Source organism: Paenarthrobacter sp. 4246 (assembly GCF_040546855.1).
Taxonomy (GTDB): Bacteria; Actinomycetota; Actinomycetes; order Actinomycetales; family Micrococcaceae; genus Arthrobacter.
The window spans coordinates 14,184-31,645 of sequence record NZ_JBEPOP010000011.1; the positions used below are offsets into that span (position 1 = coordinate 14,184).

Annotated in this window: 13 protein-coding genes and 1 tRNA gene; 12 read left to right on the top strand and 2 right to left on the bottom strand. The window is 62.9% G+C overall.

What is annotated here, in order from left to right; genetic code table 11:
* Window positions 1-24: 24 nt before the first annotated feature.
* Window positions 25-669, bottom strand: coding sequence for a TIGR03085 family metal-binding protein (locus tag ABIE35_RS18335; protein ID WP_207597537.1), 645 nt, complete (start codon window positions 667-669; stop codon window positions 25-27).
* Window positions 670-758: 89 nt separating this feature from the next.
* On the opposite strand from ABIE35_RS18335, the gene hisI reads away from it, so the two are divergent.
* The 11 genes from hisI (at window position 759) to pyk (ending at window position 15,993) form a co-directional block, all read left to right on the top strand.
* Complete coding sequence (gene hisI / locus ABIE35_RS18340) at window positions 759-1,175, top strand: phosphoribosyl-AMP cyclohydrolase (protein ID WP_354517153.1); 417 nt, start codon at window positions 759-761, stop codon at window positions 1,173-1,175.
* Between the two features lie 57 nt (window positions 1,176-1,232).
* A complete protein-coding gene (locus ABIE35_RS18345; protein ID WP_354517155.1) occupies window positions 1,233-2,816 on the top strand; it encodes an anthranilate synthase component I in 1,584 nt (527 codons plus the stop codon).
* A complete protein-coding gene (locus ABIE35_RS18350; RefSeq protein WP_354517156.1) occupies window positions 2,813-3,418 on the top strand; it encodes a Trp biosynthesis-associated membrane protein in 606 nt (201 codons plus the stop codon). Before ABIE35_RS18345 ends, ABIE35_RS18350 begins: the two co-directional genes overlap by 4 nt.
* 132 nt (window positions 3,419-3,550) lie before the next feature.
* On the top strand, window positions 3,551-3,823 hold the full coding sequence (locus ABIE35_RS18355) for an HGxxPAAW family protein (RefSeq protein WP_089594626.1): 273 nt from the start codon (window positions 3,551-3,553) through the stop codon (window positions 3,821-3,823).
* 2 nt (window positions 3,824-3,825) lie between these two features.
* Window positions 3,826-4,644: an indole-3-glycerol phosphate synthase TrpC gene (trpC, locus tag ABIE35_RS18360; RefSeq protein ID WP_354517158.1), complete on the top strand. Its 819-nt coding sequence runs from the start codon at window positions 3,826-3,828 to the stop codon at window positions 4,642-4,644.
* Between the two features lie 114 nt (window positions 4,645-4,758).
* Complete coding sequence (gene trpB, locus ABIE35_RS18365; RefSeq protein ID WP_354517160.1) at window positions 4,759-6,135, top strand: tryptophan synthase subunit beta; 1,377 nt, start codon at window positions 4,759-4,761, stop codon at window positions 6,133-6,135.
* Window positions 6,135-6,947, top strand: a complete 813-nt coding sequence (gene trpA / locus ABIE35_RS18370; protein ID WP_354517162.1) for a tryptophan synthase subunit alpha — start codon at window positions 6,135-6,137, stop codon at window positions 6,945-6,947. Before trpB ends, trpA begins: the two co-directional genes overlap by 1 nt.
* 20 nt (window positions 6,948-6,967) lie before the next feature.
* Entirely contained in the window at window positions 6,968-8,122 is a 1,155-nt protein-coding gene (lgt, locus tag ABIE35_RS18375) for a prolipoprotein diacylglyceryl transferase (RefSeq protein ID WP_354517164.1), read from the top strand.
* Between the two features lie 259 nt (window positions 8,123-8,381).
* Window positions 8,382-12,995, top strand: coding sequence for a glutamate synthase large subunit (gltB, locus tag ABIE35_RS18380; protein ID WP_354517166.1), 4,614 nt, complete (start codon window positions 8,382-8,384; stop codon window positions 12,993-12,995).
* Window positions 12,988-14,445 carry a glutamate synthase subunit beta gene (locus tag ABIE35_RS18385; RefSeq protein ID WP_207597218.1) on the top strand — a complete coding sequence of 486 codons (1,458 nt, stop codon included), beginning with the start codon at window positions 12,988-12,990 and terminating at the stop codon, window positions 14,443-14,445. Before gltB ends, ABIE35_RS18385 begins: the two co-directional genes overlap by 8 nt.
* Window positions 14,446-14,499: 54 nt before the next feature.
* Window positions 14,500-15,993, top strand: coding sequence for a pyruvate kinase (pyk, locus tag ABIE35_RS18390; protein WP_089594632.1), 1,494 nt, complete (start codon window positions 14,500-14,502; stop codon window positions 15,991-15,993).
* 130 nt (window positions 15,994-16,123) lie between these two features.
* Here the strand turns inward: pyk and ABIE35_RS18395 are convergent, their stop codons facing one another.
* Window positions 16,124-16,729 carry an ANTAR domain-containing response regulator gene (locus tag ABIE35_RS18395; protein WP_026540371.1) on the bottom strand — a complete coding sequence of 202 codons (606 nt, stop codon included), beginning with the start codon at window positions 16,727-16,729 and terminating at the stop codon, window positions 16,124-16,126.
* Window positions 16,730-16,927: 198 nt separating this feature from the next.
* Here ABIE35_RS18395 and ABIE35_RS18400 point away from each other — a divergent pair.
* Window positions 16,928-17,009, top strand: a tRNA-Leu gene (locus ABIE35_RS18400).
* Window positions 17,010-17,462 lie beyond the last annotated feature (453 nt).

Sequence of the window (17,462 nt, forward strand, 5' to 3'; positions counted from 1 at the left end):
CGCGCGGGTGAGCCTCCCTTGCTTTTAGAGGCCGATGTCGGCGGACTGCAACAGCGCGACGGCGTCCGGCTGGCCTTCGAAGGTGACCAAAGCCTGGCTGGTGCGGCCGTGCGCGTGCATGAGCAATTCGCCCGGTTCGCCAACAATGGCGACGGAAACGGGGGCACGCTTGGCGACATGCCGCGGCCCGGTGGGGCGCACCAGTACGATGCCGAGGTCTACGCCGCGATACAGGAAGGCGGCCCGTTTGATGAGGTCGTCCCAGAGGGCATCTGAATATGCTTCGTCGAGTGCGCGGGGCGCCCAACGGTCGCCCGCGCGGCGGACGTCCTCGGTGTGTACAAAGTACTCAATGAGGTTGGACGTCTCATCCAGGGCCTTGATCTTCAAGGGGGAGAGGGCCGGAGGGCCGGCGCGGAACGTCTTGATGAGGTCCGCGTAGGCGTCGGGGCTCTTGAGCTTGGCTGCAAGCTTGGAGGTGGCCTTTTCTGAGGCCTTGCCCAAACTGGGAATCAGAAGGCCCAAACCCACTGCAATTTTCCGTTCGCGCAGATACAAATGAGCAGCAAGATCCCGCGTCTGCCACCCTTCGCAGAGCGTGGGGGAGTCAGGTCCGGCCGCCAGCAGGGTTTCGGCCAGTACTTCTCGGGAAGGATCGACGAAATGCATCACTTGTGAAACTAGCACGATCGGAGCGCTCATGCGCAGGGGAACCGCCGTAGAATGCGGCTCCCGTCAAAGGCACTAGACTTGATCTGATGTCAGAGCAGTCCGCCCCCAGCCACTCTCCCGCCGTGGAGCTCTCCAGCGACCCCGCAGGCCCCTTGCCGCGGGAGATTGCCAGCGCCCTCAAGCGTGATTCAGCCGGGCTCGTCGCCGCTATCGTGCAGCAGCACGATACCAACGAGGTCCTCATGCTTGGCTGGATGGATGACGAGGCTCTCCACCGCACCATGACCACGGGACGGGTGACCTTCTACTCACGCTCCCGCCAGGAGTACTGGCGCAAGGGCGACACTTCCGGACACGTACAGTTCGTGAAGTCTGTCGCCCTTGACTGCGACGGCGATGCCCTCCTGATCCGCGTGGACCAGATCGGCGCAGCCTGCCACACCGGAACCCGGACCTGCTTCGATGGTCGCGACATCACAGTTGTTACGGGCCACCGCGACTAAGGCACCCACTACTTTCCACTGACGCACCACCTCAGACAAAAGGCGGAGAACATAGCCATGCAGGACCTTGGAATCATCAGCCCGGGCCTGGAAGAGTTCCGCGAACTCGCCGTCCACAGCCGTGTCATCCCTGTCCGACTCAAGGTCCTGGCAGACGCCGAGACTCCCATTGGCTTGTACCGCAAGCTGGCCAAGGGCCAACCCGGAACATTCCTCCTGGAATCCGCGGCAGTTGGCGGTGCGTGGTCGCGTTACTCCTTCATCGGATCCAAGTCCCGTGCCACGCTGACCACCAAAGACGGACAGGCTCACTGGATTGGCGAGCCGCCCGTAGGGGTTCCCGTCTCGGGTAACCCCGTTGACGCGGTGCGGGACACCATTGCGGCCCTCCAAACTGACCGCTTTGATGGGTTGCCGCCGTTCACGTCCGGTTTGGTCGGCTTCCTCGGGTGGGAAGCTGTCCGTCACTGGGAGCGGCTGACGTCTCCGCCCGAAGACGACCTGCACCTGCCTGAGATGGCCCTCAACCTGGTCACGGACATGGCTGTTCACGACAATATGGACGGCACCGTGCTCCTGATTGCCAACGCCATCAACTTCGACGACAGCTCCGAGCGCGTGGACGACGCCTGGCACGACGCCGTCGCCCGGGTGAAGGGCTTGCTGGACCAGATCAGCACCCCCGTGGCCCAGCCGGTCTCCGTGCTGGAAACCGCTGCCCTGGACTTCGCTTCCAGCGTGCAGGAGCGGTGGGATGAAGCCAAGTACCTGGAGGCGATCGACCGCGGCAAGGAAGCCATTGTTGACGGCGAGGTTTTCCAGGTGGTGATTTCCCGGCGCTTCGAGATGGAGTGCGCTGCGGATCCCCTGGACGTTTACCGCGTCCTGCGCAATACCAACCCGAGCCCGTACATGTATCTCTTCAGCCTGGAGGATGCTGACGGCCGCGAGTACTCGATTGTGGGCTCGTCACCGGAAGCGCTTGTGACTGTGACCGGCGAGGAAGTCATCACCCACCCCATCGCCGGCTCGCGCCCCCGCGGGAAGACCGTTGAGGCAGACAAGGCACTGGCAACAGAGCTGCTGGCCGACCAGAAGGAGCGCGCCGAGCACCTGATGCTGGTGGACCTGTCGCGCAACGATCTGTCGAAGGTCTGTGTAGCCGGAACGGTGGATGTCACGCAGTTCATGGAAGTGGAGCGGTTCAGCCACATCATGCACCTTGTGTCCACCGTGGTGGGGGAGCTCGCTCCCCAGGCCAAGGCCTACGACGTCCTCAGGGCAACGTTCCCGGCGGGCACCCTGTCCGGTGCTCCCAAGCCCCGCGCGCTGCGCCTGCTCGACGAACTGGAACCCCACCGGCGTGGCATCTACGGTGGCGTGGTGGGTTACCTGGACTTCGCCGGTGACATGGACATGGCGATTGCCATCCGCTCAGCCCTGCTCCGTGAGGGCCGCGCCTATGTCCAGGCCGGCGGTGGAATCGTGGCCGATTCGCACAAGCCATCCGAAGCGCTGGAGACGGTGAACAAAGCGGCGGCACCCCTTCGGGCCGTCCACACCGCGGGATCGCTGCAGAACATTTCCGCTGACACGGTGGGAACTGCAGACAACCACGACGACGGGACTTCCGCTTCATGAGCACCGCACCGTCAGCGTCTCCCGTCAGGCAGCCGCCGCGCTGGGCACGCAAATCCACCCTGGTTCTGGCCACCACCATCCTTGCCCTGGTGGTATTCGGTGCCACCACGCAGACCTGGATCGAGGTCAGCCTTGATCCCACCGGAGCGTCCAACAGCGTCCTCCACGTCCAAGGCAGCAAGGCAGCCACAGCGGTTACCGCACTTGCGGTGGTCGCCTTGGCCGGCGGACTCGCAGCGTCCATTGCCGGGAAAATCGCGCGCTGGATCATCGCGGTCCTCATCGTCTTGTCAGCGACCGGGATCATTCTTGCCGCAATCACCGTCCTGCTTGACCCGCTGGGCGCCGCCCAGGGGGCCATTGCGGCCGCAACAGGCGTCTCCGGCGGTCAGGCCGACGCTGCCCCCACGGCGTTCCCGGTGGCAGCCATTGCGGCGGGTGCCCTGCTGGCCCTTTGCGCTGTTGCCCTGCCGCTGGCTGGCCGACACTGGACCTCGCGGACCAAATACGACGCCGGCGCCCGGGGCCGGAAGAGCAGCAACGAGCCGGTGGACGAGATTGACAGCTGGGACAGCCTTTCGCGTGGTGAGGACCCTACGTAGGCAGCCACAGGGGGCGGGCGGGCAGGTGCGGCGCAACAAAAGCCCACACGCCTGTCTTGACGTCGGACGATGTCCCGGGCGCCGCCAATAAATGGCAGAATGTAAGCAGTATTCATCCTGAGGAGATTTCACATGAGCAAAACAACAGTGTCCGCAAACCAAGCTGAATCCACCATGGCCAGCCACGCTGACGCCATCGGCCACGGAAACAGCCCGGCTGCCTGGACCTGCGTACTTGTGATGCTGGTCGGTGCCCTGATTTCCTCCATCGCGTTCGTCATCGCCAACACGCCGATCTTCGTCGGCGGACTGGTCGTCATGGTCATCGGCCTGATCGTGGGCTTCGTCATGCGCAAGGCGGGCTACGGAGTTGGCGGCAGCAAGCTGCAGAACAACGGCCACTAATCGTGACCGTTCTTGATGACATCATTGTTGGCGTCAAGGAGGAGATGGAGACGCGCAGGCGTCTCGTGTCCCTTGCGGAGCTGAAGGACCGCGCCGCAGGTGCCGCCCCGGCCCACGATGCATGGGCCGCCCTGGGCGGTCCATCATCCGTCCGCAACGACCTCAAAGTCATCGCAGAAATCAAGCGTCGCAGCCCCTCCAAGGGCGACCTCGCGCCCATCGCGGATCCCGCCTCCCTGGCGGTGCAGTACGCCGACGGCGGAGCTTCCGTCATCAGCGTCCTGACCGAACAGCGCCGTTTCGGCGGCTCGCTGGCCGACCTCGATGCCGTCCGTGCCGCCGTCGATGTTCCTTTGTTGCGCAAGGACTTCACGGTGGACGAGTACCAGATCTGGGAAGCCCGTGCCCACGGTGCCGACCTCATCCTGCTTATTGTCGCGGCATTGTCCGACTCGGAGCTGGCGGATTTCAGCGCGCTGAGCCACGAGCTCGGCATGAATGTGCTGGTGGAAACCCACACCGAGGAAGAGATCGAACGCGCCGTCGCGGCGCAGGCCAAGATCATCGGCATCAATGTGCGCAACCTCAAGACGCTCGACGTCGATCGCTCGGTTTTCGGTTCCCTGGCCGGATTGATTCCTGCCGGGGCTGTTATTGTCGCCGAGTCGGGTGTCAGGGGCGCGGATGACGTCTCGCATTACGCAGCGGGCGGCGCCAACGCCATCCTGGTGGGGGAGGCGCTGGTCAGCGACTCCACGCCGCGCGAACGCATCACCGAATTCAAGGCAGCTGGAGCTGCCGCCATCGCCGTCAGGAACTGAGGCAGTCACTGAATCACGGCGAACGGTCGCAAGGCAGCCCGGGCTTGAGCCTGCGGCTGCCTTGTGGCACGTGGAACTACCCAATGAACTAACTGGAACAGGACGGTGAGACTGATGGTCGACGCGCCAACAGCCGGCTCAGAAGAGAATGCGGCTGACGCATTCCTGCAAGGTGGCCCTTCGCTGCGCAACGCCTCCGGGCCCTACTTCGGCAACTACGGCGGGCGCTGGATGCCCGAGTCCCTCATCGCCGCGCTTGACGAAGTTCAGGACACCTTTGAGAAAGCCAAAGCTGACCCCGAGTTCATCGCTCAGCTCAAGGACCTCAACAAAAACTACTCCGGCAGGCCTTCCCTGCTCACCGAAGCCAAACGCTTCTCCGAGCACGCCGGCGGGGCACGCATCTTCCTCAAGCGCGAAGACCTGAACCACACAGGGTCCCACAAGATCAACAACGTCCTCGGCCAGGCACTGCTCGCCAAGCGCATGGGCAAGACCCGCGTCATCGCCGAGACCGGTGCCGGACAGCATGGCGTGGCCAGTGCGACGGCTGCAGCCCTGCTTGGCCTGGAATGCGTGGTCTACATGGGTGCCGAGGATTGCCGGCGCCAGGCCCTGAACGTTGCCCGCATGCAGCTGCTCGGTGCCACTGTGGTGCCCGTGACCAACGGCTCCCAGACACTCAAGGACGCCATCAACGACGCCCTGCGCGACTGGGTCTCCAACGTGGAGCACACCCACTACCTTCTGGGTACCGCAGCCGGTGCACATCCGTTCCCTGCCATGGTCCGCTATTTCCACGAGGTCATTGGCGAGGAAGCCCGCAGCCAAATCCTTGAACAAACCGGTAAGCTTCCCGACGCCATTGCGGCCTGTATCGGTGGAGGCTCCAACGCAATCGGCCTCTTCCACGCGTTCCTTGATGACGCATCAGTGAAGATCTACGGCTTTGAAGCCGGAGGCGAAGGCGTGGAGACGGGCCGCCACGCAGCAGCCATCTCCCTGGGCCGCCCGGGCGTACTTCACGGGGCCCGCTCGTACCTGATGCAGGACGAAGACGGCCAGACCATTGAGTCGCACTCTATCTCCGCCGGCTTGGACTACCCCAGCGTTGGTCCGGAGCACTCCTACCTGGCTGACATTGGCCGCGTCACGTACGAGGCCGTAACCGACACCGAGGCCATGGATGCGTTCAGCCTCCTCTGCCGGACCGAGGGCATCATCCCGGCCATCGAGTCCTCGCATGCTCTGGCAGGTGCCATAAAGATTGGTCACCGGCTCACGGAGGGCAAGGAGAACCCCTCGGACGTCACGGTGATCGTCAACCTGTCCGGACGTGGCGACAAGGACGTGGAAACCGCCGCTGCCTGGTTCAACATGTTGGACGAGGAAGGGCACGTCAAGGGCACCACGCTGTCCACGCGGAAGCCCAAGGGCCCAACGGAGCGCACCAACGAAGCAGCCGTGGATGTCAACGAGGACCAGAACTGATGACTGAAGAATTCGCCAGCAAATCCGCCGCCGCCATTGACCGCGCCAAAGCCGAAGGCCGCGCCGCGCTGGTTGGCTACCTTCCCGCGGGCTACCCCACGGTCAAGGAGAGCATTGAGGCCGGTATAGCCCTGGCCCGCAACGGCGCTGACCTGATCGAAATCGGCATCCCGTACTCCGATCCTGTTATGGACGGCCCCGTCATTCAGGCCGCCACCACCGAAGCGATTTCCAACGGCTTCCGCGTTGCCAACGTCTTTGACGTGGTTGCAGGAATCACGGCCGTTACGGATGCTGCGGTTCTGGTCATGACGTACTGGAACCCGGTCATGCGCATGGGCGTGGATGAGTTCTCCCGCCGCCTGGCCGAGGCCGGGGGAGCAGGTCTCATTACCCCTGACTTGGTTCCTGACGAGGCTCACGAGTGGATCGAAGCCTCCAACAAGTACGGCTTGGACCGGGTGTTCCTTGTGGCACCGTCGTCCACCCCTGAGCGGCTGGACATGACGGTCAAGGCAAGCCGTGGATTCGTCTACGCGGTCTCCATCATGGGTGTCACCGGAACACGTACCTCTGTCAGCAGCAGTGCTGAAGACGTGGTGGCCCGGGCCCACGCTGCCGGAGCCGAGCGCGTGTGCGTCGGTTTGGGCGTGTCCAACCCGGACCACGTCCGCGAAATTGCTGCCTATGCTGACGGCGTGATCGTTGGAACCGCCCTGGTTGCGGCCCTCCGCGATGGCGGCGTGGACGCTGTCGGGCAACTCACCAAGAACCTCAGCGCCGGCTTGGGCCGCGCAGCTGCAGAAGCCTAGAAAAGGAAACAGCGAAGCGAATGCAGACCGTCCTCCACGCAGCGGCAATGGTCCCCATGAGTATCCCGAGCCCATCGTGGTCCGGTTTCGACATTCCGCTACCGTGGGGGACGCTGCGTATCCACGCTTACGCCCTCTGCATCCTGGCGGGCATCATCGTTGGCCTGTGGCTTACGTCGGCCCGATGGAAGCGCCGTGGCGCTCCCGAAGGCAGCCTGTGGGACATTGCCATCTGGGCAATTCCTTTCGGCATCATCGGCGGCCGGCTCTACCACGTGTTCTCCTCGCCTGACGCGTACTTCGGTCCGGGGTTTGACGGTACCGGGGACCTCTCGCTGATTCCCCAGATACAGCGGGGCGGACTGGGTATTTGGGGTGCCGTCATCCTGGGTGCGGTGGGCGCGTGGATCGGTTGCCGCCGGGCAGGCGTCAAACTGACGGCCTTCCTGGACGCAGCAGCGCCCGGGCTCCTGCTGGCGCAGGCAATCGGCCGTTTGGGGAACTGGTTCAACCAGGAACTCTTCGGTGCGCCGACCACCCTGCCTTGGGGACTCGAGATTGATCCAGCCAACGCAAACTTCCCGCCGGACATGGCTGCAGGCACGCTGTTCCACCCCACGTTCCTGTACGAGATGCTGTGGAACCTGGTGGGCGTGGCCATCCTTCTGCTGCTGGACAAGAAGTTCCACTTCCGGTGGGGACGGCTCTTCTGGCTCTACGCGGTGTACTACACCCTTGGCCGTGTATGGATTGAGGCTTTGCGCATCGATGATGCTGAACAGATCAACCTGTTTGGCATGACCACCAGGCTCAACGTGTGGACCAGCATCTTTGTCTTCATTGCTGCGCTGGCGATCTTCTTCCTCCTCGGCCGACGGGGACGCCCGGTGCCCGACACCCCTTATTTGGCGGGGCGCGAGCCGGAAGAGAATGCCGAAAAAGAGCCGATTCCGGTGACGAGCGTCACCAGTCATGATGTGGACGCATCTGTCTCAGATACTGGTTCGCGTGGTAATCTCCCTGATAACCAAAGCGATTCGGGCCACGTTGACGAGCCGCAGAAAACAGTAGGGAAGCCGGAAAAGGACACCACGTCTGCCACGGATTCCACATCTGCTGCAACTGCCGCGAGGAAGGCCCCCGGATCCACGCCGAAGGCTGACGACACCAAGTAGTCACGTTCGGTAAAGGGGCAACAGAGTCACCGCTCGTAGGGCCCAGTCCACAGCGTCGTGGCACCCCGGAAACCGGACCGCAGCATACCGATGTTCACTGGTCAAGCCGGGGCCAGAGGTCTGCGTAACTGTTCGTTGCGCTGGATCGGCTGGCCTACAATTCCAATTACTAGCGCTTTGTTGTGCCCGTCACAGGGCAGGCAAGGTGGGGCCAACGTTGTCCCTTCCATACGCACGATCTCGAGGAAGGACGTCTCCCATGACCCATCTTCATAACCCCGGCTGGTCCGAAAATATCGAACCTCAGGGTGCCATGTCTCCATTCAAGCGCTTTGCCGCGCTCCCGGAGGCCCAGGGTCTTTACAACCCTGATACGGAGAAGGACGCCTGCGGCCTGGCTATTATTGCCACGCTCCGCGGGGAACCGGGATACGACATCGTGGAAGCGGCTCTGACCGCCCTCCGCAATCTCGAACACCGCGGCGCCGTGGGCGCCGACGAAGGTACTGGCGACGGTGCGGGACTGCTCATGCAGGTTCCGGATGAGTTCTTCAGGGCCGTCACAGAATTCGAACTGCCTGCCCCCGGCCAGTACGTGGTGGGCACTGCCTTCCTTCCTGCTGAGTCCCGCGAGGCAGAGACCGCCAAAGCCGGCATAGAAGCCCTTGCCGCTGATGAGGGCCTGACGGTCCTCGGCTGGCGTGAGGTTCCCGTGGTCGCTGACCTCGTTGGCGCCATGGCGCGGGCCTGCATGCCTTACTTCTCGCAGCCGTTCTTTGCCTCCGCTACCGGTGAGCAGCTTGAAGCCAACGAGCTCGACTCCCGCGCCTGGCGTATCCGCAAGCGTGCCCAGAACAAGTTCGGCGTGTACTTCCCGTCGCTGTCCTCGCGCACCATTGTGTACAAGGGCATGCTGACCACAGCCCAGTTGGAGCCGTTCTACCCGGACCTCTCGGACAAGCGGTTCAAGACGAAGCTCGCAATCGTCCACTCGCGCTTCTCCACCAACACGTTCCCGTCCTGGCCGTTGGCGCAGCCTTTCCGCACCATCGCCCACAACGGTGAGATCAACACGGTCAAGGGCAACCGCAACTGGATGCGTGCACGTCAGTCGCAGCTGGCCAGTCCGCTGCTTGGTTCGGTCCCCGAAGAGCTGTACCCGATCTGTACCCCCGGTGCCTCGGACTCAGCGTCCTTCGATGAAGTTGCCGAACTCCTCTGGCTGTCCGGCCGTCCCATCACGCACTCCATCATGATGATGATCCCGGAAGCGTGGGAGAACCATGCCACCATGGATCCCGCTCGCCGTGCTTTCTACGAGTACCACTCCCTGCTCATGGAGCCCTGGGATGGTCCTGCCGCTGTTTCCTTCACTGACGGCAGCCTCGTTGGCGCCACGTTGGACCGCAATGGCCTGCGTCCGGGACGTTACTGGATCACCGAGGATGGCCTGATCATCTTCGCCTCAGAGGTTGGCGTGATCGAGGTTGAGCCTTCCAACATCGTGAAGAAGGGCCGCGTTGCCCCGGGCAAGATGTTCCTGGTGGACACCGAAGCCGGCCGCATCATTGACGACGCCGAGGTCAAGGCCGAGGTCGCTGCTGCAAACCCCTGGGCCGAGTGGCTCAAGGACAACCTGATCGACATCAACGAGCTCCCCGAGCGCGAGCACGTGGTTCACACTGCGGCATCGGTGAACATCCGTCAGCGGACCTTTGGTTACACCACCGAAGAGCTGAAGATCCTGCTTGGGCCGATGGCCCGCACGGGTGCAGAGCCCCTGGGCGCCATGGGTTCGGACACTCCGGTAGCCGTGCTTTCCAAGCGCCCGCGCCTGCTGTTCGACTACTTTGTGCAGTCCTTCGCCCAAGTTACCAACCCGCCGCTGGATGCCATCCGCGAAGAGTTGGTTACCTCCTTGAAGTGCGCCATCGGCCCCAACGGCAACCTTTTGGACGGCAACCAGGTCCGCCAGCCGCAGATCTCCCTGCCGTTCCCCGTGATCAACAACGACCAGCTGGCCAAGATCGCGAACATCGAAACCCCCGACGGCGACCGCATCGCCATGAAGGTCCGCGGACTTTACCGCCCGGAGGGTGGGGAAGCGGCACTTCGTGCCCGCCTGACCGAAATCTGCGAACAGGTTTCAGGCGCGATCAACCGCGGCGTGCAGTACGTTGTGCTGTCCGACCGTGACTCAAACGCCCAGTGGGCGCCGATTCCCTCGCTCCTGCTGGTCAGCGCCGTCCATCACCACCTGCTCCGCAGCGCCAACCGCACCAAGACCGCGCTGGTGGTTGAGGCCGGCGATGTCCGCGAGACGCACCACGTGGCGGTACTCATTGGCTACGGCGCGTCCGCAGTCAACCCGTACCTGGCCATGGAATCGGTGGAACAGCTGATCTCCAACGGCGACGTCACTGGCGTCACTGCCGAAGACGGCGTCTACAACCTGATCAAGGGCCTCGGCAAGGGCGTCCTGAAGATCATGTCCAAGATGGGCATCTCCACGGTGGCTTCCTACACGGGCGCCCAGACGTTCGAAGCGTTGGGTCTTTCCCAGGAGCTCGTGGACGAATTCTTCTCCGGCACGCATTCCCAGCTGGGTGGCGTCGGCCTCGATGTCATCGCAGCCGAAGTGTCGGCGCGCCACCAGATGGCCTACCCGGAGGGTGGCATTGAGCACCCGCACCAGCCGTTGCTCGGTGGTGGCGAGTACCAGTGGCGCCGCGACGGTGAACCGCACCTCTTCAACCCTGAGACGGTGTTCCGCCTGCAGCACGCTACCCGCGAACGCCGGTACGACATCTTCAAGTCCTACACCAAGGGCATTGACGATCAGTCCGAGAACCTGATGACCCTGCGTGGGCTCCTGAAGTTCAAGGACGGCGTACGCCCTGCGGTTCCGCTTGAGGAAGTGGAGCCGGTCTCCAGCATCGTCAAGCGGTTCTCCACCGGTGCCATGAGCTACGGCTCCATTTCCAAGGAAGCGCACGAGACCCTGGCCATTGCCATGAACCGTTTGGGCGCCAAGTCCAATACCGGTGAAGGTGGCGAGGACGTTGACCGCCTGCTTGATCCGGAGCGTCGCTCTGCCATCAAGCAGATCGCTTCCGGCCGTTTCGGTGTCACCAGCCTCTACCTGACCAACGCCGACGACATCCAGATCAAGATGGCACAGGGTGCCAAGCCCGGCGAAGGCGGCCAGCTGATGGCGCAGAAGGTCTACCCCTGGGTAGCCCGGACACGTCACTCGACTCCCGGCGTCGGACTCATTTCCCCGCCTCCGCACCACGACATCTACTCGATCGAAGACCTCGCGCAGCTCATCTACGATGCCAAGCGCGCCAACCCTTCGGCCCGTGTGCATGTGAAGCTGGTTTCGGAAGTCGGGATCGGCACGGTGGCGTCCGGCGTCACCAAGGCGAAGGCCGACGTCGTGCTTGTTTCAGGTCACGACGGCGGTACCGGCGCCTCGCCGCTGAACTCGCTCAAGCACGCGGGCGTGCCGTGGGAACTCGGCCTTGCCGAAACCCAGCAGACCCTCATGCTCAACGGTCTCCGCGACCGTGTGGTGGTTCAGGTTGATGGCCAGCTCAAGACCGGCCGTGACGTTGTCATTGCTGCCCTGCTGGGTGGCGAGGAATACGGTTTCGCGACTGCTCCGCTGGTGGTTTCCGGCTGCATCATGATGCGCGTCTGCCACTTGGACACCTGTCCCGTTGGTGTTGCCACGCAGAACCCCGAGCTCCGCTCCCGGTTCAACGGCAAGCCCGAGTTCGTGGTCAACTTCTTCGAGTTCCTTGCAGAAGAAGTCCGGGAAATCCTTGCGGAGCTCGGTTTCCGCAGCCTGGAAGAGGCCATCGGCCACGCCGAGGTGCTGGACACCCGCGAAGCGATCAACCACTGGAAGGCCGAAGGGCTGGACCTCGATCCCATCCTGCACGGGCTGGAGTTCGACGACGACGTGCCGCTGCGCAACATGACCGGCCAGAACCACGAGCTGGACAAGCACTTTGACCAGCGGCTCATCACCATGGCCCAGGAAGCCCTCAGCGACCGCATGCCCGTCAAGATCACCCTGGACGTCATCAACACTGACCGTTCCGTGGGTACGATGCTGGGTCACGTGGTGACCAAAACGTTCGGCGTTGATGTCCTGGCCACCGATACGATCGACATCACGCTCAACGGCACCGCGGGCCAGTCGCTCGGGGCGTTCCTGCCCGCAGGCATCACCCTGCGGATGTTCGGTGATTCCAACGACTACGTCGGCAAGGGTCTCTCCGGCGGCCGCATCATCGTCCGCCCGGACCGCACCAACGTGTTCCAGGCAGAGCGCAATGTCATTGCAGGCAACGTCATCGGCTACGGTGCCACCAGTGGCGAAATGTTCCTGCGTGGCCAGGTGGGCGAACGCTTCCTGGTCCGAAACTCCGGTGCGACCGCCGTCGTCGAAGGTATTGGCGATCACGGGTGCGAGTACATGACCGGTGGCCAGACTCTGATCATCGGCCGCACCGGCCGCAACTTCGGTGCCGGCATGTCCGGTGGTACCGCGTATGTGCTGGACCTGCAGCCCGAGCGTGTCAACAAGATGGCCCTCGACACCGGCGAACTCCAGCTTCTGGAGCTCGACGCCGAGGACCGCGACATCGTTCACGGCCTGCTCACCAAGCACCTTGAGGAAACCGAATCCGTCCTGGCCGGCCGTCTGCTCGAGAACTTCGACGACACCGCCGCCCGCATCACCAAAGTACTGCCCCGCGACTACGCAGCAGTCCTGCAAACCCGTCTCGACGCCATTGAAGAGGGCCTTGACCCCGATGGCGAAGAAGTATGGTCTCGAATCCTGGAGGTAACCGGTGGCTGATCCACGCGGATTTCTGAAAGTCCGGCAGCGCGAAACGCAGCCACGCCGTCCCGTTCCCGTCCGCATCATGGACTGGAAAGAAGTGTACGAAGCCCAGGAGAAGGGCGTCCTGAAAAGCCAGGCCGGCCGCTGCATGGACTGCGGTGTTCCGTTCTGCCACCAGGGCTGCCCCTTGGGCAACCTCATTCCCGAATGGAATGACCTCGTGTGGCGGGACAAGGGTGAAGAAGCGATTGAGCGGCTTCACGCCACGAACAATTTCCCTGAATTCACGGGCCGCCTGTGCCCTGCGCCCTGCGAAGCGTCCTGCGTGCTGGGTATCAACCAGCCTGCGGTGACCATCAAGCAGGTTGAGGTTTCGATCATCGACCAGGCTTTCGACAACGACTGGGTCCAGCCGCTGCCGCCGACGCGCCTCACCGGCAAGACAGTGGCCGTGGTGGGTTCCGGACCGGCAGGCCTGGCCGTGGCTCAGCAGCTGACCCGTGTTGGCCACACTGTGGCTGTCTACGAACGCGACGACAAGATTGGCGGACTGCTCCGCTACGGCATCCCCGACTTCAAAATGGAGAAGGAACAGGTCGACCGCCGCCTGGAGCAGATGAAGGCCGAAGGCACCCGCTTCCGGACCGGAGTCGCCGTTGGTACGGACGTGACCTGGGAGCAGCTGCGTCGCCGTTACGACGCCGTCGTAGTCGCCACCGGTGCTACCGTGCCGCGTGACCTGCCTATCCCTGGCCGCGACCTTGAGGGTGTCCACTTCGCCATGGATTACCTGGTTCCTTCGAACCGTATGGTGGCAGGGGAGAACCCCGAAAACCACATTGATGCCCGCGGCAAGCACGTTGTCATCCTTGGTGGTGGCGATACCGGTGCTGACTGCATCGGCACCGCCCACCGCCACCAGGCCGCTTCGGTGACCACGCTCGCGATCGGCAAGCAGCCGCCGTCGGAACGTGCAGGACACCAGCCGTGGCCGACGTTCCCCACCCTGTTCGAGGTCGCCAGCGCCCACGAAGAAGGCGGCGAGCGTACCTACCTTGCCTCAACCGTTGAGTTCGTTGGAGAAAACGGCAAACTCACCGGCGTCAAAGTTGCTGAAACCGAGTTCGTGGACGGCAAGCGCCTGCCCAAGGCCGGTACAGAACGGATCATCCCAGCTGACCTTGTGTTCCTGAGCCTTGGCTTTACCGGCGCTGAGCCGGCAGGAATCACGGAGCAGGTCAGCGCAGAGTTCGACGGTCGGGGCAACGTTGCCCGCGACGGCTACTACATGACGAACACCGAGGGCGTGTTTGTTGCCGGCGATGCCGGACGTGGCCAGTCACTGATTGTGTGGGCCATTGCGGAAGGCCGTGCATGTGCGGCCGCAGTGGACAAGTTCCTGATGGGAAGCACCATTCTCCCGGCACCGGTCGCCCCCACCGACCGGGCGATAGCGGTCTTATAGCGCCGGCAGGAACAACCTTTTACTCAATCAGCATGAACTACTTAGGGTAGGTATATGAGACGCGCAAAAATTGTGGCAACTTTCGGCCCGGCTATCTCCAGCTTCGACAACACCCTCGCGGTGCTGGAGGCCGGCGTCGACGTTGCTCGCATGAACATGAGCCACGGCGACTACTCCGTGCATGACATCACCTACGAAAACGTCCGCAAGGCTGCGGCGCAGCTGGGCAAGCCCGTTGCGATCATGGCCGACCTCCAGGGACCCAAGATCCGTCTTGGCCGTTTTGTTGACGGACCCCACGAGCTGGCCGTCGGCGACACCTTCACCATCACCACCGAAGACGTCCCCGGCACCAAGGACATCTGCTCCACCACGCTCAAGAGCCTCACTGAAGACGTCAACGTGGGCGATGCCCTGCTGATCGACGACGGCAAGGTGGCCATGCGTGCCATCGAGGTTGACGACGTCAAGGTAGTTGCCACCGTGACTGTTGGCGGCAAGGTTTCCAACAACAAGGGCATCAACCTGCCCGGTGTTGCCGTCAACGTCCCCGCCCTGAGCGAAAAGGACGAGGACGACCTCCGTTGGGCCCTCAAGCGCGGCGCCGACCTCATCGCCCTCTCCTTCGTGCGTGATGCCTCAGACATCAAGCGCGTCCACGAGATCATGGACGAAGAAGGCCGCCGCGTGCCGGTGATCGCCAAGATCGAGAAGCCGCAGGCAGTGGAGCAGCTCCACGAAATCATCGACGCCTTCGACGCCATCATGGTTGCCCGTGGCGACCTCGGTGTCGAACTGCCGCTCGAAGAGGTGCCGATCGTCCAGAAGCGGGCCATTGAACTGGCGCGTCGCTGGGCCAAGCCGGTCATCGTGGCCACCCAGGTGCTGGAATCCATGATCGACAACCCGCGTCCGACGCGTGCCGAGGCTTCGGACTGCGCCAACGCAGTTCTCGACGGCGCCGATGCGGTCATGCTCTCCGGCGAAACCTCCGTGGGACAGTACCCCATCGAAACCGTCAAGGTCATGGCCCGGATCATCGAGTCCACCGAAGTTCACGGCCTCGAGCGCGTCCCCCCGCTGGGCACCAAGCCCAAGACCCGCGGTGGCGCAATCACCCGTGCCGCCGTCGAAATCGCTGATCAGCTGGATGCCAAGTACATCTGTACTTTCACCCAGTCCGGTGACTCGGCACGACGCCTGTCGCGTCTTCGCCCCGTCAAGCCGGTGTTCGCCTTCACGCCTGTGGAGCACGTGTGGAACCAGCTCGCCCTGACCTGGGGCATCCAGCCGGTACTGGTTCCCTCTGTGGGCCACACCGACGAGATGACCGCACAGGTGGACAAGAGCCTGCTGGAAATGGATCTTGTAGACGAAGGCGACCTGGTTGTCATCGCCGCCGGTTCCCCTCCAGGACAGGCCGGTTCCACAAACTCGCTGAAGGTCCACAAGGTGGGTGACCTCGCCGATACCTCCAAGGTTGATGATGGTTCCCGCAAGGAACCTGTTGGCCCGTGGCCCGAAAAGAAGTCCAAGACCAAGAGCTAGTTCTTCGGTTGTTGAATGCGGGCCCCGCCTTATGGCGGGGCCCGCATTTTTTTGGCTTTTTAGTGCTTACGACGACGGCCGCCCACCTCGGGTGAGGTGAGCGGCCGCCGTCGTTGTTTTGGTTCTTGCGTTAGTTGACCTGGTTGATGATGGTTTCGGCAACCTCACGCATGCTGAGGCGACGGTCCATGGAGGTCTTCTGGATCCAGCGGAAAGCTTCCGGCTCCGTCAGGCCCATCTTGGTGGTCAGAAGGCTCTTGGCGCGCTCTACAAGCTTGCGCGTGGCGAACTGCTCCTGGAGGTCGGAAACCTCGTTCTCGAGCGCCTTGATTTCCTCGTGGCGGGAGAGAGCGATCTCAATGGCCGGAATCAGGTCCGCGGGGGAGAACGGCTTGACGACATATGCCATGGCACCGGCGTCGCGTGCCCGCTCCACCAGTTCCTTCTGGCTGAAAGCAGTCAGAAGGACAACAGGCGCAATGCGTGCCTTGACGATCTTCTCAGCCGCCGATATGCCGTCCATCACGGGCATCTTCACGTCCATGAGGACAAGGTCAGGCTTCAGTTCCTCGGCCAGCTGCACAGCTTTCTCGCCGTTGTCTGCCTCGCCGACGACGTCGTACCCCTCGCCCTTCAAAATCTCGATAATGTCCAGGCGGATGAGGGTCTCATCCTCGGCTACGACAACGCGTCGGGCCGGCTGGGCTGTGGGTGTGGACTCCGTCTGTTCGGTCACGGGATCTCCTTGAAAAGGTTCGGCGGGTTCATGTCCATCTTAGTGCGGACTCTTTGATGGCTGGTTTTTGTTGCATCAGCGCGCCCGGTTCTTTGAATCAGCCTATCTGCATGTAGAGTAGTTTCGCGTGCTGGGAAAGGATCGCGTTGCTCACAGAAATGAGAGCGGTCAGCGAGATTTAACTTCCCGGTAATCCGCGCCCGAGTGGCGGAATTGGCAGACGCGCTGCACTCAAAATGCAGTATCGAAAGGTGTGTGGGTTCGAGTCCCACCTCGGGCACAGGAAGACCCCCTCTACGGAGGGGGTTTTTGCTTTAACGTGGGTACATTCTGGTCGGTCAGGTCCCTCTGACACAGGCCGCGGGGTGTGCCGGCGCCGCGGGTCGCCTGTTTGATTGTGGGGGAGCGGGTTCAGGGTCGTGGCTGGTCGGCCCTCCGCTTGCTCTGAGCTGGGTTATGGGTTCCTGTCTTTCGTCCGGTAGGTCGTGGTTGCCCTACACCTGTTCATAGGTAATGGCGGTGAGCGCAACATGACTTAGAGAACCCACGCCGAGACCGGCTTGGTTTCGGGTGGCTCCTGGGGGATGGAGACGAGGTTGGTGGCAGCTCTGCCAGTCCAAAGAGGGGTGAACATTGTCCACACTTATGTCTTCTCAATTGAGTCTGTTCACGGCCATTGCCTGCCCCTTGTTCGGCCTTCATCTACTTAACGCGTGGGTCCGAGCCGAGACGC